Origin of the sequence: Nitrospirillum pindoramense (assembly GCF_007827955.1) — a bacterium.
Lineage (GTDB): Bacteria > Pseudomonadota > Alphaproteobacteria > Azospirillales > Azospirillaceae > Nitrospirillum > Nitrospirillum amazonense_B.
In genome coordinates this window covers 1-22,869 of the sequence record NZ_VITR01000018.1, presented here as the reverse complement: position 1 = coordinate 22,869, position 22,869 = coordinate 1, and the positions used below count along the sequence as shown (strand labels likewise).

The following is a 22,869-nucleotide window of genomic DNA, read 5'->3' as shown; positions in this document are numbered from 1 at the left end:
CCCTCTCAGGACCGCCTTGATGGACCCCACCACCCTGCTCAGCCGCCTGGCGGTTTCCTTGGCGATCGGCCTGCTGGTGGGGTTGGAACGGGGGTGGCACAGCCGCAGCGGCCAGGAATACCAGCGGGCGGTGGGACTGCGCACCTTCGCCCTGTCGGGCCTGCTGGGCGGCGTCGCCGGCGCCCTGGCGGGAGCGCAGCAGCCCTACATCCTGGGCCTGGTGTTCCTGGGCTATGCCGCCGCCTTCACCGCCTTCCACTGGCTGGAGGCCAGGGCCGACACCGACCCCAACCCGGAACGCGATCTCAGCATCACCTCGGTGGTGGCGGGGCTGGTGACCTTCCTGCTGGGCGCCCTGGCCATCCTGGCGGACGTGCGTGTCGCCATCGCCGCCGGCGTGGCCATGACCGGCCTGCTGGCGCTGCGCGATCCCCTGCACCGCTGGGTGGCGACGCTGAGTGGTGATGAGGTCCGGGCCATCCTGACCTTGCTGGCCATGTCCTTCCTGCTGTTGCCCGTCCTGCCCAACCATCCGGTGGACCCGTGGGGGGCCTTGAACCCCCATTCCATCTGGCTGCTGGCAGTCATGGTCGCCGCCATCTCCTTCGGCGGCTATGTCGCCGTCCGCGCCCTGGGTGACCGGCTGGGGGTATTGATGGCGGCGCTGGCCGGCGGCCTGGCCTCCTCAACCGCCACAACGCTGACGCTGGCGCGGCTGGGCCGGGTGCATCCCACCTCATCCCGCCTGCTGGGGGCGGGGGTGCTGCTGGCCGGGGCCGTCATGATGGTCCGGGTGGGGGTGCTGGCCATGGTGCTGAACCCCGACCTGCTGGGCCTGCTGGCGCCGCCGCTGGCCTGCGCCGCGCTGGGCCAGGTGGGCGGTGCCGCCGTGCTGATCATCCGCAACCGCCATTACCATGTGCCCAAGCTGAACATCGCCAACCCGCTGGAAGTGGGCATGGCGTTGAAGATGGCGGCTTTCATCGCGGCGGTGGCCCTCGCCAGCCAGTTGCTGGCGCAGTCCTTGGGCGCCCCCGGCGTGCTGGTCATGGCCGCCCTGTCGGGCGTGGCCGACGTGGACGCCGTCACCCTGTCCATGGCCCATCTGGGCGGCCACGGCCTGACCCTGAAGGTCGCCATGGAGGGCGTGCTGATCGTCACCGCCGTGAACACCGTGACCAAGGCCGCCATGGCGGCATGGGTCGGGGGCGCCCGCCTGGGCCTGGTGGTCGGCGGGGTCAGCGCCCTGGCCCTGGGCGCCGGGGCGCTGGCCGTGGGGTGGTAAGAACTCTACCAGAGAGGCAAAGGCGTCCGACTGAACCCGCCTCTGGTTGCGGCCCCGTCAAGAGGCCTATAGCCTGCTACCAGCGCGTGAACGCAGAACACCCTGGGGGAGCATAATGAGAAAATCCATACTCGCCGCCGGCTTCCTAGCCGCCTGCCTGTTCGACCCCGCCCATGCCGCGGACAGCCTGCAAGACGCGATAAAGACGGCAAACGCTCAGGGCCACGCGGTAAAGTCCATCACGCCCATCTTCAGCCAATTGGTAATGTTTTCCATCCCGGCCGGTTTCCAGCTGGGCAGCGAACACACCCAGGGCAATCAGTACATTAGGGAAATGGTGCTGGAGGGCGAGACCCTGGATCGGTGGACGCAGATGATCACCATCACCGGCTTCCAGGGTCTGGGGGCCAATCCCAACGTCACGCCCCAAGGCTTCGCCGCCATGTTGGCCGGACGCTTCAAGAACGCCTGCCCCACCACATTCGCCGCCAAGGAAGTGGCCAACCTGACCATCAGCGGCCAGCCGGCCTTTATCGCCTGGATCAGCTGCGGCACCGCCCCCGGCGGCGACCACAGCGAGTCAGCCGTGATCTTCAGCATCAAAGGCGCCAACGACTACTACACCCTTCAATGGGCGGAACGGGAGGCGGCATCCAGCCAGCCGATGGCCTTCGACGATGCCAAGTGGAAAGAACGGATCGCGCGCCTGAACCCGGTGAAGATCTGCCCGATCATCCCGGGAGAACAGGCGCCCTATCCCAGCTGCGTCGATCAGAAATAGAAGCTGGAAATAAGGGGCAGCCTCCGAAGGCGGCCCCTTCCCTCCAAATCGTATGCCCTACCAGGTGGTGGGCTTGGGATTGCGGTGGTTGAAGTCCTTCTGGTGCCAGTAGGGGTAGATCGGGTCCTTCTGGCTGGCCTGTTCCAGGCGCGTCACCTGGTCCGGCGTCAGCGACCAGCCGACGGCGCCCAGGTTCTGCTTCAACTGTTCCTCGTTGCGGGCACCGATAACCAGATTGGCCACGCCGGGCCGGGCCAACAGCCAGTTCAGCGCCACCTGCGGCACTGTCTTGCCTGTCTCCGCCGCCACCGCGTCGAGGGCTTCGACCACGGTGTAGAGGTAGTCGTCATCCACCTTGGGCCCGCCGGCGGCGCCACCGCTGGCGATGCGGCCGGCCTGCGCCGGCTGCCCGCGCCGGATCTTGCCGGTCAGGCGGCCCCAGCCCAGGGGACTCCACACCATCAAGCCCACGCCCTGGTCCAGGCCCAAGGGCATCAGTTCCCACTCATAGTCGCGGCCCACCAGGGAATAATAGCCCTGGTAGGCGACGTAACGGGCCAGGCCGTACTTCTCCGACGTCGCCAGCGCCTTCATCAGGTGCCAGCCGGAGAAGTTGGAGGCGCCGATGTAGCCGATCTTGCCGGCGGTAATCAGGTCATCCAGGGCGCGCAGGGTTTCATCCACCGGGGTGGTGGCGTCGAAGCCATGCATGAAATAAAGGTCGATGTGATCGGTGCCCAGCCGCCTCAGGCTGGCCTCGCAGGCGCGGATCAGGTGATAGCGCGACGAGCCGACGTCGTTGGGGCCATCCCCCATGGTGAAGGTGGCCTTGGTGGAGATCAGCACCTTATCCCGCCGGCCCTTGACGGCTTGGCCCAGGATCTCCTCCGACGCGCCCCGGGAATAGACGTCGGCGGTGTCGAAGAAATTGACGCCCGCCTCCAGGCACAAATCCACCAGCCGTGTGGCCTCGGCCACGTCGGTGCTGCCCCAGCGGTTGAAGAACTCACCCGCCCCACCGAAGGTGCCGGTGCCGAAACTGAGGACCGGAACCTTCAGGCCCGACCGTCCAAGTTGCCGATATTCCATGGTGTTTCCCTCATGGGCTCATATGGCGAAACGGCCCCTGCCCGGGACCGCTATCAATCCAACCGGGCCGGCCATTCACGGGCGGTATGGCGAACCGCCAGAATATCCACGCAGGTTTCCGCTATTTGGTAAGCGATGATGAAATCCGTGCCAGGAATGACCAACTCGCGCGTACCATTGATGCGGCCCGGGCGCCCTTTTTGAGGATGAGAACCCAACCCTTGCGCCTGCGCGCGGAGCAACTTGACCAGCTTGAGCGCGGCCGCCGAATTGAACTGGCTCAGGTAATCGTGGATATCCACCAGGTTGCGTGTCGCCGGCCTAGTCCACCGTACCTTCATCGATCAGCCGCCGCCTCGAATTTTTCAAACAAGGCATCCATCTCGGCATCCGTGACGAAGTCGCCAACCGCCGCCGCCGCCAGTCCCGCCTGCACTTGGGTGGCCCACTGACGCTCTTCGGCGAGGTAGCGCTCGATAGCCTCATTGACCACGAAATTGCGGGACCGGTTCTGCGCCGCGGCCAGCTTGTCCAACTCCGCCAGAATGGCGGGCTCGGTCCGAATGGAGAAGTTCTGGCTGGCCATGTCGGCACCCTAAAGTCGTGACGATTACAGGTGATTACGTTGTAATCATGTGGGCCTCAACGCCCTACCGGTCAAGACCGCTCAAGCCTCTTCCTCGAACACCGGATACGTCCCGAAGTCGCGGATGGGGCGCAGGACGACGTTGCTGACGACGCGTGCCACCCCCATCTCGGCATCGTCGATCCAGCTGTCGGTCAGTTCCTGGTAGGTCTCCAAATCGCGGCAGACCAGCTTGGCGATGTAGTCGTAGGGGCCGCTGACCTCGAAGCACTCGATGACCTCGGGCACCTCGCGCAGGCGGCGCTCGAAGGCGCTGGTGCGCTGGCGGCCTTGTTTTTCCAGGGAGATCTGGGCCAGGACGAAGACGCAGGACTGGATACGGCGCACGTCCACCTGGGCCTGATAGCGGACGATGATGCCCTCACGCTCCAGCCGGCGCACCCGTTCCAGGCAGGGGCGGGCGGACAGGCCCACCCGTTCCGACAGGGCCTGGTTGGTGATGCGGCCATCGGCCTGCAGTTCCGTCAGGATTTTGATGTCGATGGCGTCGAGCTTACGCGGCTTCAAGGCGGGGTCCGGTAGGGCGGGAGATAGGGCATCAGCTTAAGCGCCAGACCTCCCGCCCCCCAAGGCTTACTTCGACACCCGGTCGAGTTTGAGGATCAGGCAGAAGGCCGAGCCGCCGGACAGGCCGAAGTCGCTGACCGGCGTCTCATGCACGCGATAGCCACGCTCCGTCAGCATGCCGCGCAGGGCCGGGCTGGCAGTGGCCAGCACGATGTCACGGCCCAGGTTCACGGCGTTGACGGCCAGGGTGCAGGCATCGGGCTCCGGCGCCACGATCAGGTTTTCGGCGCCGAAGCGCTCCAGGATGCGGGCGTTGCCCTCGGCGGAGAAGGCGCCGGGGAAGTACAGCACCTCACCCCCCGTCAGGGGGCAGAGGCAGGTGTCCATGTGATAGAAACGCGGGTCCACCAGTTCCAGCGCCTCGACCTCCACACCGAACAGGTCGCGCACCACCGGGGCGGCGGCCTTGTCGGAGCGCTGGCCGTAGCCCAGCCAGAAGGTACGGCGCACGGGGTCCCACACGCAGTCACCCGCCCCCTCCAGCACCACGCCCGCCGGCATGTCATGCACCTCGGTCAGCAGGCCCCGGTCCTTCAGCGCGTCGAAGGTGCGGCGGAACACCGGCGTCTCGCCCTGGCGCTGGGGATGACGGAAGGTGGCGACCAGGGCCTTGCCGTCCAGCACCACGGCGGCGTTGGCGGTGAACACCATGTCGGGCAGGCCGGGCTGAGGTGCCGCGAATTCCAGTTCCACGCCCAGGCCGCGCAGGGTGTCCACCAGCCGTTCCCAGCCGCTGGATGAGCGGGCACCCAGCAGCGCCCCCTCCTCCTGCCAGCGATCCGGCCGCATCCAGGGATTGATGGCGTAGCTCACCTCGAAATGCTCAGGGGCGCACATCAGGATGCGGCCGCCGGGCAGGGCGTCGGTAGCGGCGCCGGCACGAGCGGCGGCGGTCAGGCTGGTATCGGGCATGGGTGGGGTTCCCCAGATGTTGTTCGTGGTTTGGGTGTCAGGCGAAGGTCGAAAGGGTCTCGGCCAGGCGGTCCACCGCCCAGTCCAGATCCTCCGGCGCGATCATCAGCGGCGGTGCCAGGCGCACCACTGTGTCATGGGTTTCCTTGGACAGGACGCCGCGGCGCATCCACTCCTCCACCACCTGGCGGGCGGTGGCGCGGGCGGGATCGATCTCCAGCCCCACCCACAGGCCAAGGCCGCGGATGTCGCGGATGAGCGGGCTGTTCAGGCCGCGCAGGCGGTCCATGAGATGGGCGCCCAGCGCGGCGCTGCGCTGGACCAGCCCTTCCTCCTCGATCACCGCCAGGGCCTCCAGCCCCACGGCGGCGGCCAGCGGGTTGCCGCCGAAGGTGGAGCCATGGCTGCCGGGGTCGAACACGTCGATGACGTCGCGGCGGGCGACGAAGGCGGAAACGGGCAGCACGCCACCGCCCAGCGCCTTGCCCAGGCACAGGCCATCGGGAACGACGCCCTCATGGTGGTGGGCGAACCAGCGGCCGGTGCGACCCAGGCCGGACTGGATCTCATCCAGGATCATCAGGATGCCGGCGCGGTCACAGGCCGCGCGCACGCCCTTGAGGTAGCCGGCCGGCGGCAGGACGATGCCGGCCTCCCCCTGGATGGGTTCCAGCAGCACGGCCGCCGTATTGGGGCCGATGGCCGCCGTCAGCGCGTCCAGGTCGCCGAAGGGCACGACGCGGAAGCCGGGCGTGTAGGGGCCGAACCCCTCCCGATAAGCCTCCTCGGAGGAGAAGCTGATGATGGTGGTGGTGCGGCCATGGAAATTGCCGCTGGCCACGATGATCTCCGCCTGGTTGGCGGGAATGGCGCGATGGCGATAGCCCCAGCGTCGGGCGGCCTTCACCGCCGTCTCCACCGCCTCCGCCCCGCTGTTCATGGGGCAGGCGCCGTCCAGCCCCGTCAACGCGCACAGCCGTTCCAGGAAGGGGCCCAGCCTGTCGGTGTGGAAGGCGCGCGACACGACGGCCACCTTGGCCGCCTGCTCGGTCAGCGCCTTGAGGATGCGGGGGTGGCCATGGCCGACATTAACGGCGGAATAGGCGCTCATCATGTCCAGGTAGCGGCGACCGGAATCATCGTGAATCCAGGCGCCCTGGGCGCGGGTGATGACCACGGGCAGCGGCTTGTAGGTGTGGGCGCACCAGCGGTCTTCCAGGGCGATGGCTCCGGGGGAAGCGATCCCGCCCATGTCGCCGTTCAGCCGCTGATCCATGATGTCCTCCACCTTGTCCCGGTCTCGTTACCCTGGATGGTGACATGGACGCGCCAGCCGAAACGGCCGAAGTTCTGGAGACTGGCGACAGAAGCGGTGGGCGATGGTGCGCCCGGCATACCGTTTCTGTCCCCACCCCTTGCAGGCCGGACATAAGTAAGACGCGCGACGGCAGAACCCTGGGGGGCCTATAACGCTTTATCGGGTCGGAATTTCGGACGCGCCGCTTGCCATCCGGCGCGGAAATTCCGATTTTCCCAATAGGTTCGCACCTCCCACACCACCAGGATCAGGGAACAGACAGCCATGGCCGCCGCCGACAAGACCAGCAAAGCCCCCCGCCCCGTGGTGCTGTGCATCATGGACGGCTGGGGCTATCGGGAAGAGGTGGCGGACAACGCCGTCGCCCAGGGCAACACCCCCAACTATGACCGCCTGTGGAAGGACTGCCCGCACGGCCTGCTGTCCGCCAGCGAGGAGGATGTGGGCCTGCCCGCCGGCCAGATGGGAAATTCCGAGGTGGGGCACATGAACCTGGGCGCCGGTCGCGTCGTGTTCCAGGATTTGCCCATGATCGACCGCGCCATCACCCAGGGCGAGTTCGAGACCAACGCGGCGCTGACGGCGTTCAAGGCCGCGCTGAAGAAGTCCGGCGGCACCGCCCATATCCTGGGCCTGGCCTCCCCCGGCGGCGTGCACAGCCACCAGGACCACATGGTCGCCCTGGCGCGGACCCTGGCCCAGGCCGGCATTCCCGTGGCCCTGCACGCCTTCACCGATGGCCGCGACGTGCCGCCGCAGAGCGCCCTGGAACAACTCGCCGCCATCGAGGCCGGCCTGAAAGGTGCCCCCGGCGCCAAAATCGCCACGGTGGACGGGCGCTATTACGCCATGGACCGCGACAAGCGCTGGGACCGGGTGGAGAAGGCCTACCGCGCCCTGGTGTCGGCTGAAGGCGAGACGGCGGCCAGCGCCGAGGCGGCGGTGACGCAGAGCTATGACACCGGCAAGCACGATGAGTTCATCCTGCCCACCATCATCGGCGATTACGCTGGCATGAAGGACGGCGACGGCGTGCTGATGGCCAACTTCCGCGCCGACCGCGCCCGCGAGATCCTGTCCGCCCTGGTGGAGCCGGAGTTCAGCGGCTTCGACCGCGGCACGCCTGTGAAGTTCGCCGCGCAGCTGGGCATGGTGGAATATTCCTCCGCGCTGGCCAAGGTCCTGCCAGCCATCTTCCCGCCCAAGGAAATCCGCCACACCCTGGGCGAAATCGTCTCGCAAAAGGGCCTGAAACAGCTGCGCATCGCCGAGACGGAAAAGTATCCGCACGTCACGTTCTTCTTCAACGGCGGCGAGGAGAAGGTTTACGAGGGGGAGGAGCGCATCCTGGTCCCCTCGCCCAAGGTCGCCACCTACGACCTGCAGCCGGAGATGTCGGCCGATGAGCTGACGGACAAGCTGGTGGCGGCGGTGGACAGCGGCGCCTTCGACCTGGTGGTGGTGAACTATGCCAACCCCGACATGGTGGGCCATTCCGGCATCCTGGCCGCCGCGGTGAAGGCGGTGGAGGCGGTGGACCGCAGCATCGGCCGGCTGGAGGAAGCGGTGAAGCGCCAGGGCGGCGCCCTGCTGATCACCGCCGACCACGGCAATTGCGAGCTGATGAAGGACCCGGAGACGGGCGGCCCGCACACCGCCCACACCCTGGACCTGGTGCCCGCCATCCTGGTGAACGCGCCGGCCGATGTGGTGCGCCTGGACCAGGGCAAGCTGGCCGACGTGGCCCCCACCCTGCTGGAACTGATGGACCTGCCGCAGCCGGAGGAAATGACCGGCCGGTCCCTGCTGGTACGTGACGCCGCCCGCGCGGCGGCCGAGTGAGCGTGGCCACCGGGTACCACCGCCCGTGACCGCACCCTCCGTGACCACATCCAGGGCCCCCTTTCCCCTGCTGACCCTGGCGCTGGCGTTGCTGGCGCCGGGCGCGGCGGGGGCTGGCCAGCACACCCCACCCGTGGTGCTGACGCCGATCGCCCAGACGAGTGGGACCCAAAGCCCACCCAAGCCGCAGGACGCCCAGCGCCAGCTGGACAAGGTGGAAAAGGATCTGAAGGCCGACCAGGCGCGCAAGGCCGAGCTGGACGCCAAGAACGACGCGCTGGAGCGGGGGCTGGCCGACCTGCGCGCCAAGTCGGTGGCGGTGGCGGAGGACCAACGCCGGCAGGACGACGCCCTGCGCGCCGTGGAGCAATCGCTGGCGGGCCTAGCCGCCAACGAGCAGGAACAGATGGCCCGCATCGACGCCGACCGCGCGGCGCTGGCCGACCTGCTGGGCGCCCTGCAACGGCTGTCCCGCCTGCCGCCGGAGGCCATGGTGGCCCGGCCGGAGGCGCCGGGCGAGATGGTTAAGAGCGCCCTGCTGCTGCGCGAAGCCATCCCCCAGCTGAAAAAGCGGGCGGACGCGCTGTCGGCGCAGTTGCGGGAACTGGCGGCCCTGCGCCAGAAACTGGCGGACAAGCGCGCCCAGGCGCTGACGGCGAAAAAAGAGCTGGAAAAGCGCGAAGGCGAGCTGCGCGACCTGGTGTCGCGCCGCGAAGCCCTGTCGCAGGCCAACGACGCCGAACTACAGGATGTGGCCGGCCACATGGCCGTGTTGACGTCCCAAGCCGGCGACCTGCGCGACCTCATGGAAAAGCTGGAGGCGGAGCGCAAGGCCGCCGCCGAGCGGGCCCGCCAGGCGGAGGCGCAGAAGCGCCAGCAGGCGGAAGAGGCGCGGCAGAAAAAGGCGCAGGAGCGGCTGGCCGCCATGGGCCGCACCCCCAAGGACGTGCCCGGCGGCACGGCGCTGGGCGGCATGACCCTGCCCGTGGCCGGCCCGGTGGCCCAACGCTATGGCGAGCAGGATGCGGTGGGGACCACCAGCCGCGGCGTGCGCATCAGCGCCCGCGCCGGGTCCCCCGTCGTGGCGCCGTATGAAGGCTCGGTGGTTTTCGCCGGCCCGTTCAAGGGCTATGGCCTTATCTTGATCGTCGAGCACCCCAATGGGTATCATAGCCTGATCGCGGGATTGGGTCGGATCGATACGCGGGTGGGACAACGTGTGTTGACCGGCGAGCCCATGGGCGCCATGGCCAGCGACGGAAGCCCCACATTGTACTTCGAGTTGCGGCGGGGTGGTCAGCCGATCAACCCCCTGCGCGGCTTTACGGGCACCGAGGGTAAAGGACAAGGGTGAGATGAAGAAACTGCTGACCTCCGTGGCTGTCGTGGCCCTGGTCTATCTGGCAAGCCCCCTGTCCCGGCCGCTGGACGCGAAGCCGCCGATCAAGGCGGAAACCTACAAGCAGCTGGAACTGTTCACCGAAGCGTTCGAGCGGGTGAAGTCCGACTATGTCGAGGAAGTGCCGGACGATCAGCTGGTCGAGGCCGCGATCAACGGCATGCTGGCCTCGCTGGACCCCCACTCCAACTTCATGAACAAGAAGAATTGGGAGGACATGCAGGTCCAGACCAAGGGTGAGTTCGGTGGTCTGGGCCTGGAGGTCACGGAAGAGAACGGCGTGGTCAAGGTGATCTCGCCCATCGACGACACCCCGGCCAGCCGCGCCGGCGTGCAGCCGGGTGACTACATCACCCACCTGAACGACGAAGCCATCGTGGGCCTGGGCCTGAACGAGGCGGTGGAGAAGATGCGCGGCGCCCCGGGCACCGACATCAAGGTCACCATCCACCGCAACAACGTGCCCCAGCCCCTGAACTTCACCCTGACCCGCGCCGTCATCAAGGTGCAGTCGGTGCGCTGGCGGGTGGAGGGCAAGGTCGGCTACATCCGCTTGTCCGGCTTCACCGAGCAGACCCAGTCCGGCCTGGACAAAGCCCTGGCCGGCATCCAGAAGGAGCTGGGCGACAAGGTCATCGGCTATGTGCTGGACCTGCGCAACAACCCCGGCGGCCTGCTGGACCAGGCCATCTCGGTCAGCGACACCTTCCTGGAGCGGGGGGAGATCGTCTCCACCCGCGGTCGCCGCCCCGACCAGGGCGAGCGCTACAACGCCAAGCCCGGCGACGCCATCCACGGCCTGCCGCTGGTGGTGCTGATCAACGGCGGTTCCGCCTCCGCCTCGGAAATCGTCGCCGGCGCGCTGCAGGACCATAAGCGCGCCATCCTCATGGGCACGCAGAGCTTCGGCAAGGGCTCGGTCCAGACCATCATGCCCATGCCCGGCGGCAACGCCATGAAGCTGACGACGGCGCGCTATTACACGCCGTCCGGCCGGTCCATCCAGCAGTTGGGCATCACGCCGGACATCGAGGTGCAGCAGGCCAAGGTGGAGGAGGTGGGCGCACCCGCCGGTCTTATCCGCCGGCGCGAGGCCGACCTGCCTCACGCCCTGCGCAACACCGACCCGGGCGCCAAGCAGCCGGCCAAGCCGGGCGATGACGCCAAGGACAAGACCTCGGACGGCAAGACCCCGGATGGCAAGACGCCCGACGCGAAGGCCCTGGACAACAAGGGTGCCGGCGCCGACAAGGCCAAGGTCGATTCCAAGACGCAGGACCCGAAGGCGGGCACCAAGGGCCAGGACGCGCCGGGGGGCAACCCGGTGCCGCCGGCCGCCAATGGTGACGCCACGCCCCAGGATTATCAGCTGACGCGCGCCCTGGACCTGCTGCGCGGCCTGTCGCTGTTGCAACAGTCCAAGGCCACGAACTGACCACAACACGCCCTAGCCAACCGACGGGGACCCCTTGGCCGCCCTAACCAGCCGCCTGAAGAGCCTTGTGTCGCGCAAGGCCAAGCCTTCCAAGGCGGCAAAGAAGACGAAACGCGGGAAGGGCGACGACAACGACGCCTTCGAGGCGCTGCTGGCCGATGCGGACGAGGATGCGTCCGCCGACGTGCTGGCGGCGCGCCTGGGCGTGCCCAAGCGCACCGGTCGCGGTGCCGGAACCGCCAAGGCGGGCGTCATGGCGCGGGGCAAGGGCGACAAACCCCGGCGGCGTCTGAACGTGTTCGCCGTGGCCGTGGCCCTGACCGTACTGGTCGTGGCCGGCACGGTGGCCTGGCTGGCCGCCACCGGTGAGGAGACGGCCGCGGCCCGGCGCAAGGCAGCCACCCTGCCCGACATCGCCGTCACCCTGCCGGAGGGCGGCGCCCGCCCGGTGGAGGCGGCACCCCCGGCAGCCACCGGGGCGACGGGCGGGGCAGCGGACGGGGCTGACGCGAAAGCCGCCGCCGCCGCGCATGAACCCGACCCCATGGACATGGCGGTGAAGCTGGCGCCCAGCCACAACGACGACCTGCTGGAAAAGACGCGGGCGGGCTATCTGCCACGCATGCCTGCCAAGGGCCCCGCCCCCTGGCAGGCCTACAGCCGCCCCTTCCCGCAGGATGACAAGCGGCCGCGCATCGCGCTGGTGATGGCCGACCTGGGCTGGTCGCCCAGCGCCCTGGAAAAGGTGCTGGCCCGCATGCCCGCCGCTGTCACCCTGGCCTTCGCCGCCGGGGCGCCGAACCTGCAGAAGGCGGTGGATCAGGCGCGCGGCGATGGCCATGAGGTGCTGCTGCAGGTTCCCATGGAGCCGCAGGACTTCCCCCGCAACGATCCCGGTCCCGGCACCCTGCTGACCAGCTTGCCGGATGAGAAGAACGTCGACCGGCTGGAAACGGCCATGGCCAGCGTCACCGGCTATGTCGGCCTGACCAACCTGACCGGAACCAAGTTCCTGGCCAGCCATGACAGCCTGCAAACCGTGCTGCGCCAGGTGCAACGCCGGGGCCTGATCTATGTCGATAGCTGGCCCACCCCGGCCAGCCAGGCCACCCGCATCGCCACCGAGTTGGGCCTGCCCCGCGCCGTGTCGGACGTGCAGGTGGATCGGGCGCCATCCGACGCCGGCGTCGCCGCCCAGTTGGCGGAACTGGAGCGCCTGGCCAAGCTCAACGGCGTCGCCGTCGGCTACGCCCAGCCCTATCCCGTGACACTGGAGGCCATCGCCCGCTGGGCCGTTGGCCTGCGCGACCGGGGCATCGTCCTGGCGCCCGTGACCGCCGTGGTCAACCGGCAGGCGGACCGATAGCGCTTTACTCCCCCGCGCCGCCCCTTATGTCCTTCATGCCCAGGAATGGGCGGATCTGACGGCGGCGGTGGAATAAATGGCTTCAAAGGTTCGCTTGAACGAGGATACTGGGCAGCAATTGCTGGGGGGTGCTGTCAGCATCCTTGTCTTCCTCATCTGTCTTCTTGGCTTGGGCTATGCCTGGGAATGGATGCAGATGTCGCTGGCGCCGGACTCCCCGTGGTTTTGCGCCGCCCCAAGCTTCATCGGGCGCCTACTTTTTCTCCTGAATATGGCCGTCGCGTTCTTTATGGCTGGGCTGGCCGGGTGGATCGTGGCTCGCCCGCGCAAATACCGGGACGAAAAGGTCCTTCGCTCCAAGACGGTCCGTAAAGTGCTGTGGAGCCTGCTTCCCCTGGGCGCCGTCGCCTTCTTCCTCAGCGGAACACGGACCTGCCTGGTCGACGGCGGCATCTATGCCCAATCCAGCTATCTATCGGCCCCGCATCGTTACACCAGGGACCAGGTGAGGCTTATCATTCCTCATTGCGACAATAACAGTCGCGCCCCCTTCCACATCGCCATCGCCCTCAAGATGGCTGACGGACGCATACTCCACCTTGAGAGCCCAAGCCGGAACCCCACACCAGGTGAGCCGACGCTGGCAGACCTTCTGGGCGCGCCCGTGGATTGGAGCGACGTTCCGGACTATTGCCCCAGCCGGGCAATCACGCCCTATCTGCCGGATACCCGCCCCGGGAGAGAGGGCACCGCCACCCCCTGACCTTTCGACGCCGGCCGCTACCTCCTTAAGGCCCATAGGCGTTTCCGCCCTCCACCGGCATCCTGGGCATCCCTGGAACGGTCTGAATGGAGGAACACCATGGCCCCCAAACGCATCCTGATGATCGTCGGCGATTTCGCCGAGGACTATGAGACCATGGTGCCCTTCCAGGCCCTGTCCATGGTGGGCTATCAGGTCGACGCCGTGGCCCCGGGCAAGCGGCCGGGCGACAAGATCGCCACCGCCATCCATGATTTCGAGGGTCACCAGACCTATACCGAGAAGCGCGGCCACGACTTCACGCTGAACGCCGATTTTGAAAGCGTGAAGGCCGACGACTACGTGGCCCTGGTCATCCCCGGCGGCCGCGCGCCGGAATTCCTGCGCCTCGACAGCCGGGTGATCGCCCTGGTGAAAGCGTTCGCGGCGCAGGACAAGGCCATCGCCGCCGTCTGCCACGGCCCGCAGATCCTGGCCGCCGCCGGCGTGCTGTCCGGCCGCAAGGTCTCCGCCTACCCCGCCTGCCGGCCGGAGGTGACCCTGGCCGGGGGTGAGTACGCCGACATCCCGGTGGACGGCGCCGTCACCGACGGCAAGCTGGTGACCGCCCCCGCCTGGCCGGCCCATGCCGCCTGGCTGGCCCAGCTGCTGAAGGTGCTGGGCGCGGAGATCAGGATTTAAGAAAGGCGAAGCCCCCGCGTCGGGGTCACCGGGCGGGGGCTTGATTCTCAGGACGGCGGCGGAGCCGGCTTACAGCTTCACCAGCGCCTTGCCCAGGTTCTTGCCCTGCAGCAGGCCGAGGAAAGCGGGAACGGCGTTCTCCAAGCCCTCGGTCACGTCCTCGCGATAGCGCAGCTGGCCGCTTTTCACCAGGGCGCCGACCTCTTCAAGGAAGGCGTCGTTGCGGTGCCAGTGATCGGAGACAATGAAGCCCTGCACGTGCAGGCGGCGGGTCAGGATGGTCGACAGCAGGGCCGGCACCCGGTCCGGGCCGGCCGGCAACGCGGTGTCGTTCAGGTTGCCGATGCGGCCGCACAGCGGCACGCGGGCGAAGGTGTTCAGCAGGTCGAACACCGCGTCGGCCACCCGGCCGCCAACATTGTCGAAATAGACGTCGACGCCATTGTCGCACGCCGCGGCCAGCGCTTCCTTGAAGTTCTCGGCCTTGTAGTCGACGCAGGCGTCGAAGCCCAGCTCATCCACCACGAAGGCGCACTTCTCCGCCCCGCCGGCGATGCCGACAGCGCGGGCGCCCTTCAACTTGGCCAATTGGCCAACGACGGAGCCCACGGCGCCGGCAGCGGCGGACACCACCACCGTTTCACCCGGCTTGGGCTGGCCGATGTCGTTCAGGCCGACATAAGCGGTCAGACCCGGCATGCCCAGCACACCCAAGGCGGTCGTGACCGGCAGGCCATCGGTGTCCAGCTTATGCACCGACTTCGGCCCGGCCACGGCGTATTCCTGCCAGCCGGAATTGGACAGCACGAGGTCGCCGGCCTGGAAGCCGGGGACGTTGCTTTCCACAACCTCACCGATGGTGCCGCCCACCATCAGGCCGCCGACCTCGATGGGCGGGGTATAGGACTTGGCGGCGCTCATACGGGCGCGCATGTAGGGGTCGAGAGAGAGCCACCGCGTCTTCAGCAGAATCTGGCCGGGGCCCGCCACGGGGATGGACGCTTGTTCCATCCCGAAGTTCTGTTCCGTCGGGAGCCCCTCGGGGCGCGAGGCCAGAACAATCCTGCGGTTCAGCGGCATGTCTTTCCTCATCTTCCTTCAGAAGGGCGGCACCCCGCGGGTGAGCCCCATTCATTCGCGTGAGGGTGTGGCCCATGCGGGTCGGGCCAGCCGGAACCGCACGATCACACCACGAACCAGGGGCCGGGCTTTCAGACGACTGTGCACGTCAAGCAGCCGCCGACACCTTGGTCCTTCGTCCAGGGCGCAAACCTTAGCCCACGGCCCGGCACCCGGTGAAATGCCGTTGGCGCAACCCCGCACCCCACCGCCGGACACCGGACGGGTGCAATTTCCGGCTGTGTTTTGAGCCCCTCACCTCGGCGTCCGCCGGGCGCGCTCAGCACAAAAAACCCCGGCCGCGAGGATGCGGGACCGGGGTTTTGTCGACATCGGCAGAAGGCGGGACCGATCAGTCCGGCTTGCGGGTCAGGCCGGTGAGGGAAACCAGCTGCTGCTGCAGCTCGTCCAGCCGCTTCTGCAGCTCATCGAACTGCCCGCCGGTGGTGGCGGGCTTGGCCTTGGGCGCCTCGCCCATTTCAGGGCGGGCCGCGTCGGCCCCGGCCAGGGGGGAGAACATGCGCATCGCCCGCTCGAACATGGCCATGTTCTGCTTGCCCACCTCCTCGAACGAGCCGAAGGGGAACATGCCACCCAGGGTGTTCTGGAAGTAATCCCGCATCTTTTCGTGATTACGGGTGAACGACTGCATGCTGTATTCGAGATACTTCGGCACCATCCACTGCATGTTGTCGCCGTAAAGGCTGATCAACTGCCGCAGGAAGCCGATGGGCAGCAGGTTCTGTCCGCCCTTGGACTCTTCTTCCACGATGATCTGGGTCAACACCGACCGGGTGATGTCGTCGCCCGACTTGGCGTCGTAGACAACGAAGTCGGTCCCGTCCTTCACCATCTGGCATAGATGGTCCAGGGTCACGTACGAACTGGTGGCGGTGTTGTAAAGACGCCGGTTGGCGTACTTCTTGATCGTGATCGGCGCGGGCTTGGGATCTTCTTTGTCGACCATAGGCGGCGTTTCCCGGCGATGTTTATCACCCGTTGCGCGGGTGCACTGCACATAGCTAATCCATGCGGTGCGGCACACGCAAGCATCCTACTAAGGAACAATGCGCGTATGACCTTCCGCCACCGCTTTGCCAGCCGGTGGCGCGGGTGTAGATTGCCCCCATGCCGCGCAAGCCTGACGCCCCATCGCCCCCGCCCTGCGCCCCCGCCTCCGGCCCCCCCCAGGGGGAGCCGCCCAGCCTGGACGCGCTGGCCCGCCGCTACCTGGACTTGTGGCAGGACCAATGGGCCGCTATGTCCGCCGATCCAGACATGACAGACGCGTTCGCCCGCCTGGTCCGCGCGTTCGGCCAAGCCGCCTGGCCGGGCGGTGGCGCGAATCCGGGGCCTGGCGCCTGGTCGGGCGCGCCTTTCTTCACCCCCGCCACCTTCCCCTGGGGGCCATATGCCAGCACGCACAGCAACACCGGACCCGGGCCAGCGGTCGGACGACCCGGCACCGACGGTGCCCCCGAAACGCCGCCAGGGTCCCCGGCCGCTGGCGGCGCACCTGACGGCGGCGATGGCCGTCTTGCTGAACTCGCAGGCCGGATTGCCGCTCTTGAACGGCAGCTCGCCGATCTGGCGCAAGGAGCTGGAGCCGAGGTGCCGCCAACTGCGCGCCGACCTCGCCGGCGTCGACCCGGAGGCGCTGAAAACAGCGGTTGAGCGCGAAACCCGACGCCGACTCGACACGTTCCTGAGCGGCCTGGAACGTTATCGCCGCGCCCCCTACCAGCGCGACGTCCTCGACCCGCCACCGATATGGACGGAAGGCAACAGCCGCCTGCTGGATTACAGCCGACCCGGGGCGAAGGGGCCCGTGCTGCTGTTCGTGCCTTCACTGGTCAACCGCGGCTATATCCTGGACCTGTCGGCGCGCAAGAGTCTGGTGCGATGGCTGGCGCAAGTGAGCGATGCGCAGGGAGGGTTCCGCCCCCTGCTGCTGGACTGGGGCTCGGTGGGGGCCACGGAGCGAGGGTTCGGCCTCAGCGACTATGTCGCCGGCCGGCTGGCCCGCGCCGTGGACGCGACGCGCGACCTGATGGGCCAGGCGCCTGCCCTGGTGGGATATTGCATGGGCGGCACGCTGGCCGCCGCCGCCGCCGTGCTGCGGCCCGAGGCGCTGTCCGCCTTGGTGCTGCTGGCGGCGCCCTGGGATTTCCATGCCGACGATCCGGCCGCGGCGCTGCGCACCGCCGCCGTCCTGCCCCTGGTCGAACCGGCGCTGACCTGGCTGGGCGAACTGCCGGTGGACATGATCCAGTTCCTGTTCGTCGGGCTGGACCCGCTGCTGGCGCTGCGCAAGTTCAGCCGCTACGCCACCCTGGCCCCGGAAAGCCAGGACGCCCAGGACTTCGTGGCGCTGGAGGACTGGCTGAACGACGGGGTGCCCCTGGCCGCCGCCGTCGCGCGGGAATGCCTGGGGGGCTGGTACGGCCGTAACGACCCCGCCCAGGGCAACTGGCGGATGGCGGGCCAAGTCATGGCGCCGGGCGCCATCCGCCTGCCCACGCTGGCCATCATCCCCGCGCGCGACCGCATCGTGCCGCCGGGCGCCGCCCGCGCCCTGATCGACGCCATACCCGGCGGCGACCGGCTGGAGCCCCCATTGGGCCACATCGGCATGGTGGTCAGCGCCGGCGCGCCGGCGCAGGTGTGGGCGCCGCTGGCCGAGTGGCTGCGGGCGCGTCTTCAGGCGCCGCGGTCATAGCGGTAGGGACCGCCCTTCTCCACCGCCGCGCGGTAGGCCGGGCGGGACTGGACACGGGCCAGGAAGTCGGCCAGGTGGGGGAAGCGCTCCGCCGCGTCCGGCGCCGTGAGGGCCGTCTCGATGGGGAAGCTCATCTGGATGTCGGCGGCGGTGAAGGTCTCCCCCAGGAACCAGGGGGCCTGGGCCAGTTCCGCGTTCATGTAACCCAGGTGGTTGGCCATCTCTGACGCGATGCGGGGCTGCAGGGGGGCGGCACCGTCGCCCAGGCGGCTGGTGTAGAGCTTCAACAGGATGGGCAGCATGGCGGAGCCCTCGGCGTAGTGCATCCAGTGGCTGTAGCGCGCCTGGGCGGCCCGGTCCTCCGCCGGCGGCGCCAGGCGTCCATTGCCATGGGTGCGCACAAGATACTCGATGATGGCGCCCGATTCGGCCAACACCAGGCCATCGTCCTCGATCACCGGCGACTTGCCCAGGCGATGGATGACCTTCAAGGCCGGGGGGGCCAATTGCGTGGCCGGATCGCGCTCATACCGCACCACCTGGTAAGGCAGTTCCAGTTCCTCCAGCGCCCACAGCACGCGCTGCGAGCGGGAATGGTTCAGGTGATGGACGATGATCATGGCGCACTCTCCGACAATTTCAGCTTTTCATACGGGATGAATACGGCCGGATCAGAGGCCCAGATCAGCCGCCAGCCTGAGGGCCAACGCCTCGGCGCCATCGGGGCCATAGGCCTGCTCGAACCCCGAGCCCCAGACGGGTCCCGGCCAGGCGGCGTCCCCCCGTGTGCGGGCGACCACATGGACATGCAGTTGCGGCACCAGGTTGCCGATGGCGGCGACGTTCAGCTTATCCGGGCTGAAGGCCGCCTCCATGACGCGCGATGCCAGGGTGATCTCCGCCATAAGCTGGACCTGGTCGGCCGTCTCCAGCCGATGGATCTCGACGGCACCGGCCCGGCGGGGAACCAGGATCAACCAGGGCCAGCAGGCGTTGCGGGACAGCAGCACGCGGCTGAGCGGCAGGTCGCCCACGGCCACGGTGTCGGCGGCCAGACGGGGGTGCAGGACGAAGTCGGCGGCGCTGGTCATTGGCACAGGCGATCCCTTCAAGGCTGGCGCCGGGATTCGGCGACGGACGGCGCCCGCAATACCGCTGGACGCCCTCGGTGGGATGGCTATGTACTACTGTCCAATGCCGTCCGTCCAAGGGGTTCACCCCAGGAAGGGCGGGCGGGTCACGGGGATGAGGGCACGGAAGGGACGACCATGGGGGTGAAAATGGCCTGGGGGCGCCCGGCCTCCATAAAATTGCCCCATAGTCGTGTCATTGGATGGTTTCGCTTCCGTCATGATGGGGGCGTCACGGTGGGGCGCCATGGTGGGGCCTTGGGGCTGGGAACCCGCCCGATAATTCATTAGTTTGCGGGGCCGCCCGCTCAGCCGTGCGCGTACCTATTCCTTTTTCATCGTCGTCCCGTTCATCATCATTCCGTTCCAGGGGCAGGGGTCGTTCACAATGCGTAAGATTTTGAGGATGCAGAAATCCGCCTGGGCGGTCCTGCTTCTTCTCGTGCTGGGCAACATCGGCGCGTGGGCGATCGTCAACCGCCCGGCCAGCGAGCGTCCCTGGGCCGGCACCATCGCCGGCGTGGCCTTCGTGCCTTTCCAGGCCAACCAAAGCCCGCAGAACGGGGACAGCCCCACCGCCGACGACATCAAGCGCGACCTGGACGTGGTGGCGCCGCATGTGCAGTCCATCCGCACCTATCAGGTCGGCAACGGCATCGACCAGGTGGCGCCCATCGCGCTGGAACGCTACCCCAATCTGACCATCACCCAGGGCGCCTGGCTGTCCAAGGACATGGCCGCCAACGAGGCTGAACTGGCCGGTCTGGTGCGCGTCGCCCGCGCCAACGCCAACGTGAAGCGGGTCATGGTCGGCAACGAGGTGCTGTTCCGCGACGATTTCAGCGTCGCCCAGCTAATCGACTACATCCAGCGCGTGAAGCGCCAGGTGAACGTGCCGGTGTCCACGGCGGAGCCGTCCTACGTCTGGCTGGACCATCCGGAACTGGCCGACGCCTGCGACTTCATCACCATCCACCTGTTGCCCTACTGGAACAAGGTGTCGGTGGACCGCGCGGTGGAGGACGCCATGGCGGCCTACCGCCAGGTGCAGGAGCGCTTCCCCAACAAGCACATCCTGATCGGCGAGACCGGCTGGCCGTCCGACGGCGCCTATCGCGGGGCGGCCGAGGCCGGGCTGGTGAACGAGGCCAAGTACATCCGCAGCTTCCTGAACATCGCCGGCCAGCAGCGCCTGGACTTCTACATCATGGAGGCCTTCGACCAGCCGTGGAAGCGCACGCTGGGCGGCACGGCGGAAACGGCCTGGGGCATCTGGGACGCCCATCGCCACCAGAAGTTCCCCATGGTGGGCGGCATCCTGGAGGTGCCGTCGTGGCGGGTGCTGTGCGCCATCGCCACCGCCCTGGCCTTCTTCCCCATGTTCTTCTTCGTGCTGGCCCGCGACGACCTGAAATGGCGCGGCCAGCTGTTCTACGGCTTTCTGATCCAGACGGTGGCCTCCGTCCTGGTGTGGACAGGCACCCAGGCCCTGACCGTGGGCATGGGCACCCTGTCCTTCACCGCCTTCATGGTACTGATCTTCGCCCAGTTGATCCTGTTCGCCGTCATGTTGATCGACGGCCTGGAACTGACAGAGGTGGTGTGGACCCAGCGCTGGAAGCGGCGCTACACGCCGGTGCGTGAGCCGCTGGGCGACTACACGCCCAAGGTTTCCATCCATGTGCCCTGCTACAACGAGCCGGCGCACATGGTGATCGAGACGCTGGACGCGCTGGCGGCCATGGACTACCCCAACTTCGAAGTCCTGGTGATCGACAACAACACCAAGGACGAGGCGGTGTGGCGTCCGCTGGAGGAATACTGCGCCAAGCTGGGGCCGCGCTTCCGCTTCTTCCATCTGCCGCGCTGGCCGGGCTTCAAGGGCGGCGCCCTGAACTTCGGCCTGTCGGTCACCGCCCCGGATGTGGAGGTGGTGGGCGTCATCGACAGCGACTACCAGGTCACGCCCGACTGGCTGTCGGCCACCATCCCCTATTTCAAGCGGCCGGAAGTGGGCTTCGTCCAGTCGCCGCAGGATTACCGCGACTGGTCCGACGACGCCTTCAAGTCGATGATCAATTGGGAATACCAGGGCTTTTTCCACATCGGCATGATCCAGCGGAATGAGCGCAACGCCATCATCCAGCACGGCACCATGACCCTGGTGCGCAAGAGCGCCCTGGACGGCGTGGGCCGCTGGGCCGAATGGTGCATCTGCGAGGATTCGGAGCTGGGCCTGCGCCTGTTCGAGGAGAAGCTGGAGGCTGTCTACATGCCCGACAGCTTCGGCCAGGGCCTGGTCCCCGACAGCTTCGCCGGCTACAAGACCCAGCGCTTCCGCTGGGCCTACGGCGCCGTGCAGATCCTGAAGCGCCACTGGCGCGAGATGATGCCGGGCGGCACCAAGCTGACCGCCGGGCAGAAGTACCACTTCATCACCGGCTGGCTGCCCTGGTTCGCCGACGCCGCCCACATGGGCTTCGTCATCGGCGGCATCATCTGGTCGCTGGGCCTGCTGCTGCTGCCGCAGTGGATCGAGTTTCCGCCCACCGTCTTCATCCTGCCCACCCTCAGCGTCTTCTTCTTCAAGGTGCTGTGCGGCCTGTGGCTGTATGGGGAGCGGGTGAAGTGCCGCTTCATCGACAAGCTGGGGGCGGCCATCGCCGGCATGGCGCTGACCCACACCGTGGGCCGCGCCGTCTGGGTGGGCCTGTTCACCAGCGGCCGCCCCTTCGTGCGCACGCCGAAGTGCGAGGACCAGCCGGCCCTGATCCAGGGCTTCCTGCATGCGCGGGAAGAGGTGGCGCTGATGCTGGGCCTGTGGCTGGCCGCCGCCGCCATCGCCCTGCTGAAGGGCAGCGACAACCGCGACGCCTATGTCTGGGCAACCATGCTGGTGGTCCAGTCCTTCCCCTACATCGCCGCCCTGTTCCTCAGCACCCTGAACGCCCTGCCCAAGGGCGGCGGCGCCGAGGCCTCCACCGCCCCGGCGGAGTGAGCTTAAGGTCACCACGTGACGGTCGCGCACGGGGCGGTGGGGCAACCCACCGCCCCGTTCCCTTTCAAAGCCAGTGAGGCGGCCGGGCACAATTCCGTGACCGAACCGCCGATTCGCGCCCATGACAGCCCAGGCGCGCTATCCTGAACCCAGGTTCAACAATCGGTGGGCCGGCCCACGGGGGTCGCCAAAACAGGATCGGCCAGAAGGCCGGGGAACGGGAGGGAATGGTGAAAACGCAAACGCTGTCATCCCAGGCGCCGCAAACCGACGCGGCGGACGGTGACGTCGATCCCCAGGGCGATGCGGATGTCCAGGCGGTGCTCGCCGCCAACCGACGCTTCTACCAGGCCGTCGCGGAGCGCGACGTGGCCGGGATGGAGGCGCTGTGGGCCCAGGACGGGGACGTGCGTTGCGTCCATCCCGGCTGGCCGGCGCTGTCGGGCTGGGAACAGGTCATGCGCAGCTGGCGCGACCTGCTGGGCAACTCCCGGTCCCCGGACGTGCGCCACCAGGGCGCGCAGGCCATGGTCCGCGGCGACATCGGCTGGGTGGTGTGCGAGGAGTTCGTGGCCAGCACTGCCCTGGTGGTCACCAACCTGTTCGCCCGGTCGGTGGGCGGCTGGCGCATGATCCACCACCAGGCCACGCCCATCTCCTCCATCGCCGCGTTCGAGGACGCCAGCGGCCATGAGGATCTGCACGGCCGGCCGCCCACGCTGCATTAGCAGGATGCGGAAAAACCCTTTCGTCTGAGTTCCTGTCGTGATTCGCTTCCTCATGACGATGAGGAGGATGGGATGCGTGGCGGAGACATTC

21 protein-coding genes are annotated in these 22,869 nt (G+C 67.8%); 11 read left to right on the top strand and 10 right to left on the bottom strand.

Going from position 1 to position 22,869, the window contains the following annotated elements; translation table 11 throughout:
• The first annotated feature begins 19 nt into the window (after positions 1–19).
• Both FBZ90_RS23900 and FBZ90_RS23895 read left to right on the top strand, forming a co-directional pair.
• On the top strand, positions 20–1,285 hold the full coding sequence (locus FBZ90_RS23900) for an MgtC/SapB family protein (protein ID WP_145735569.1): 1,266 nt from the start codon (positions 20–22) through the stop codon (positions 1,283–1,285).
• A 115-nt stretch (positions 1,286–1,400) separates the two neighbouring features.
• Positions 1,401–2,066 (top strand): hypothetical protein, encoded by a 666-nt coding sequence (locus FBZ90_RS23895; protein WP_145735566.1) that lies wholly within the window; start codon positions 1,401–1,403, stop codon positions 2,064–2,066.
• Between the two features lie 57 nt (positions 2,067–2,123).
• Here FBZ90_RS23895 and FBZ90_RS23890 read toward each other — a convergent pair whose 3' ends face one another.
• The 6 genes from FBZ90_RS23890 to rocD form a co-directional block, all read right to left on the bottom strand.
• Positions 2,124–3,155 (bottom strand): aldo/keto reductase, encoded by a 1,032-nt coding sequence (locus FBZ90_RS23890; RefSeq protein ID WP_145735564.1) that lies wholly within the window; start codon positions 3,153–3,155, stop codon positions 2,124–2,126.
• Positions 3,156–3,208: 53 nt separating this feature from the next.
• Positions 3,209–3,496 (bottom strand): type II toxin-antitoxin system RelE/ParE family toxin, encoded by a 288-nt coding sequence (locus tag FBZ90_RS23885; protein WP_145735562.1) that lies wholly within the window; start codon positions 3,494–3,496, stop codon positions 3,209–3,211.
• Entirely contained in the window at positions 3,493–3,741 is a 249-nt protein-coding gene (locus FBZ90_RS23880; protein ID WP_145735560.1) for a CopG family ribbon-helix-helix protein, read from the bottom strand. Before FBZ90_RS23880 ends, FBZ90_RS23885 begins: the two co-directional genes overlap by 4 nt.
• An 81-nt stretch (positions 3,742–3,822) precedes the next feature.
• Complete coding sequence (locus FBZ90_RS23875) at positions 3,823–4,308, bottom strand: Lrp/AsnC family transcriptional regulator (RefSeq protein WP_145735558.1); 486 nt, start codon at positions 4,306–4,308, stop codon at positions 3,823–3,825.
• A gap of 66 nt (positions 4,309–4,374) precedes the next feature.
• Positions 4,375–5,280: a dimethylarginine dimethylaminohydrolase family protein gene (locus FBZ90_RS23870; protein ID WP_211102282.1), complete on the bottom strand. Its 906-nt coding sequence runs from the start codon at positions 5,278–5,280 to the stop codon at positions 4,375–4,377.
• 37 nt (positions 5,281–5,317) lie between these two features.
• The gene (gene rocD, locus FBZ90_RS23865) at positions 5,318–6,556 is read right to left on the bottom strand and encodes an ornithine--oxo-acid transaminase (RefSeq protein ID WP_276509114.1); all 1,239 of its coding nucleotides are present in this window, start codon (positions 6,554–6,556) and stop codon (positions 5,318–5,320) included.
• A gap of 306 nt (positions 6,557–6,862) precedes the next feature.
• Between rocD and gpmI the strand changes: the two genes are divergently transcribed.
• The 6 genes from gpmI (at position 6,863) to FBZ90_RS23835 (ending at position 14,084) form a co-directional block, all read left to right on the top strand.
• Complete coding sequence (gpmI, locus tag FBZ90_RS23860) at positions 6,863–8,440, top strand: 2,3-bisphosphoglycerate-independent phosphoglycerate mutase (RefSeq protein ID WP_145735556.1); 1,578 nt, start codon at positions 6,863–6,865, stop codon at positions 8,438–8,440.
• A gap of 40 nt (positions 8,441–8,480) precedes the next feature.
• Entirely contained in the window at positions 8,481–9,794 is a 1,314-nt protein-coding gene (locus FBZ90_RS23855) for a murein hydrolase activator EnvC family protein (RefSeq protein ID WP_246130809.1), read from the top strand.
• Between the two features lies 1 nt (position 9,795).
• Positions 9,796–11,274, top strand: a complete 1,479-nt coding sequence (locus FBZ90_RS23850) for a S41 family peptidase (protein WP_145735554.1) — start codon at positions 9,796–9,798, stop codon at positions 11,272–11,274.
• Positions 11,275–11,308: 34 nt separating this feature from the next.
• Positions 11,309–12,640, top strand: a complete 1,332-nt coding sequence (locus FBZ90_RS23845; RefSeq protein WP_145735552.1) for a divergent polysaccharide deacetylase family protein — start codon at positions 11,309–11,311, stop codon at positions 12,638–12,640.
• 94 nt (positions 12,641–12,734) lie between these two features.
• Entirely contained in the window at positions 12,735–13,403 is a 669-nt protein-coding gene (locus FBZ90_RS23840; RefSeq protein WP_145735550.1) for a hypothetical protein, read from the top strand.
• 99 nt (positions 13,404–13,502) lie between these two features.
• Positions 13,503–14,084 (top strand): DJ-1/PfpI family protein, encoded by a 582-nt coding sequence (locus tag FBZ90_RS23835; RefSeq protein ID WP_145735548.1) that lies wholly within the window; start codon positions 13,503–13,505, stop codon positions 14,082–14,084.
• Between the two features lie 69 nt (positions 14,085–14,153).
• On the opposite strand, the gene FBZ90_RS23830 is transcribed toward FBZ90_RS23835, so the two are convergent.
• On the bottom strand, positions 14,154–15,164 hold the full coding sequence (locus FBZ90_RS23830; protein ID WP_145735546.1) for an NADP-dependent oxidoreductase: 1,011 nt from the start codon (positions 15,162–15,164) through the stop codon (positions 14,154–14,156).
• Positions 15,165–15,555: 391 nt separating this feature from the next.
• Positions 15,556–16,170, bottom strand: a complete 615-nt coding sequence (phaR, locus tag FBZ90_RS23825; protein ID WP_145735545.1) for a polyhydroxyalkanoate synthesis repressor PhaR — start codon at positions 16,168–16,170, stop codon at positions 15,556–15,558.
• A gap of 444 nt (positions 16,171–16,614) precedes the next feature.
• Between phaR and FBZ90_RS23820 the strand changes: the two genes are divergently transcribed.
• Positions 16,615–17,922 (top strand): alpha/beta fold hydrolase, encoded by a 1,308-nt coding sequence (locus FBZ90_RS23820; RefSeq protein ID WP_246130803.1) that lies wholly within the window; start codon positions 16,615–16,617, stop codon positions 17,920–17,922.
• On the opposite strand, the gene FBZ90_RS23815 is transcribed toward FBZ90_RS23820, so the two are convergent.
• Positions 17,904–18,542, bottom strand: coding sequence for a glutathione S-transferase family protein (locus FBZ90_RS23815; protein WP_145735543.1), 639 nt, complete (start codon positions 18,540–18,542; stop codon positions 17,904–17,906). The two genes, FBZ90_RS23820 and FBZ90_RS23815, sit on opposite strands and share 19 nt — an antisense overlap.
• 51 nt (positions 18,543–18,593) lie before the next feature.
• Positions 18,594–19,013: an HIT domain-containing protein gene (locus FBZ90_RS23810; RefSeq protein ID WP_145735540.1), complete on the bottom strand. Its 420-nt coding sequence runs from the start codon at positions 19,011–19,013 to the stop codon at positions 18,594–18,596.
• Positions 19,014–19,458: 445 nt separating this feature from the next.
• On the opposite strand from FBZ90_RS23810, the gene FBZ90_RS23805 reads away from it, so the two are divergent.
• Positions 19,459–22,050 (top strand): glycosyltransferase, encoded by a 2,592-nt coding sequence (locus tag FBZ90_RS23805; protein WP_246130801.1) that lies wholly within the window; start codon positions 19,459–19,461, stop codon positions 22,048–22,050.
• 227 nt (positions 22,051–22,277) lie between these two features.
• Positions 22,278–22,778, top strand: coding sequence for a nuclear transport factor 2 family protein (locus tag FBZ90_RS23800; protein WP_145735537.1), 501 nt, complete (start codon positions 22,278–22,280; stop codon positions 22,776–22,778).
• Positions 22,779–22,869: the final 91 nt, after the last annotated feature.

What these genes read in the sequence shown, in the direction of transcription:
- FBZ90_RS23810 (WP_145735540.1), bottom strand. Translation starts at nt 19,013, where the DNA reads ATGACCAGCGCCGCCGACTTCGTCCTGCACCCCCGTCTGGCCGCCGAC.
- rocD (WP_276509114.1), bottom strand. Translation starts at nt 6,556, where the DNA reads ATGGATCAGCGGCTGAACGGCGACATGGGCGGGATCGCTTCCCCCGGA.
- FBZ90_RS23895 (WP_145735566.1), top strand. Translation starts at nt 1,401, where the DNA reads ATGAGAAAATCCATACTCGCCGCCGGCTTCCTAGCCGCCTGCCTGTTC.
- FBZ90_RS23815 (WP_145735543.1), bottom strand. Translation starts at nt 18,542, where the DNA reads ATGATCATCGTCCATCACCTGAACCATTCCCGCTCGCAGCGCGTGCTG.
- FBZ90_RS23850 (WP_145735554.1), top strand. Translation starts at nt 9,796, where the DNA reads ATGAAGAAACTGCTGACCTCCGTGGCTGTCGTGGCCCTGGTCTATCTG.
- FBZ90_RS23885 (WP_145735562.1), bottom strand. Translation starts at nt 3,496, where the DNA reads ATGAAGGTACGGTGGACTAGGCCGGCGACACGCAACCTGGTGGATATC.
- phaR (WP_145735545.1), bottom strand. Translation starts at nt 16,170, where the DNA reads ATGGTCGACAAAGAAGATCCCAAGCCCGCGCCGATCACGATCAAGAAG.
- FBZ90_RS23890 (WP_145735564.1), bottom strand. Translation starts at nt 3,155, where the DNA reads ATGGAATATCGGCAACTTGGACGGTCGGGCCTGAAGGTTCCGGTCCTC.
- FBZ90_RS23870 (WP_211102282.1), bottom strand. Translation starts at nt 5,280, where the DNA reads ATGCCCGATACCAGCCTGACCGCCGCCGCTCGTGCCGGCGCCGCTACC.
- FBZ90_RS23880 (WP_145735560.1), bottom strand. Translation starts at nt 3,741, where the DNA reads ATGGCCAGCCAGAACTTCTCCATTCGGACCGAGCCCGCCATTCTGGCG.
- FBZ90_RS23800 (WP_145735537.1), top strand. Translation starts at nt 22,278, where the DNA reads ATGGTGAAAACGCAAACGCTGTCATCCCAGGCGCCGCAAACCGACGCG.
- FBZ90_RS23830 (WP_145735546.1), bottom strand. Translation starts at nt 15,164, where the DNA reads ATGCCGCTGAACCGCAGGATTGTTCTGGCCTCGCGCCCCGAGGGGCTC.
- FBZ90_RS23900 (WP_145735569.1), top strand. Translation starts at nt 20, where the DNA reads ATGGACCCCACCACCCTGCTCAGCCGCCTGGCGGTTTCCTTGGCGATC.
- FBZ90_RS23820 (WP_246130803.1), top strand. Translation starts at nt 16,615, where the DNA reads ATGCCAGCACGCACAGCAACACCGGACCCGGGCCAGCGGTCGGACGAC.
- gpmI (WP_145735556.1), top strand. Translation starts at nt 6,863, where the DNA reads ATGGCCGCCGCCGACAAGACCAGCAAAGCCCCCCGCCCCGTGGTGCTG.
- FBZ90_RS23835 (WP_145735548.1), top strand. Translation starts at nt 13,503, where the DNA reads ATGGCCCCCAAACGCATCCTGATGATCGTCGGCGATTTCGCCGAGGAC.
- FBZ90_RS23805 (WP_246130801.1), top strand. Translation starts at nt 19,459, where the DNA reads ATGCAGAAATCCGCCTGGGCGGTCCTGCTTCTTCTCGTGCTGGGCAAC.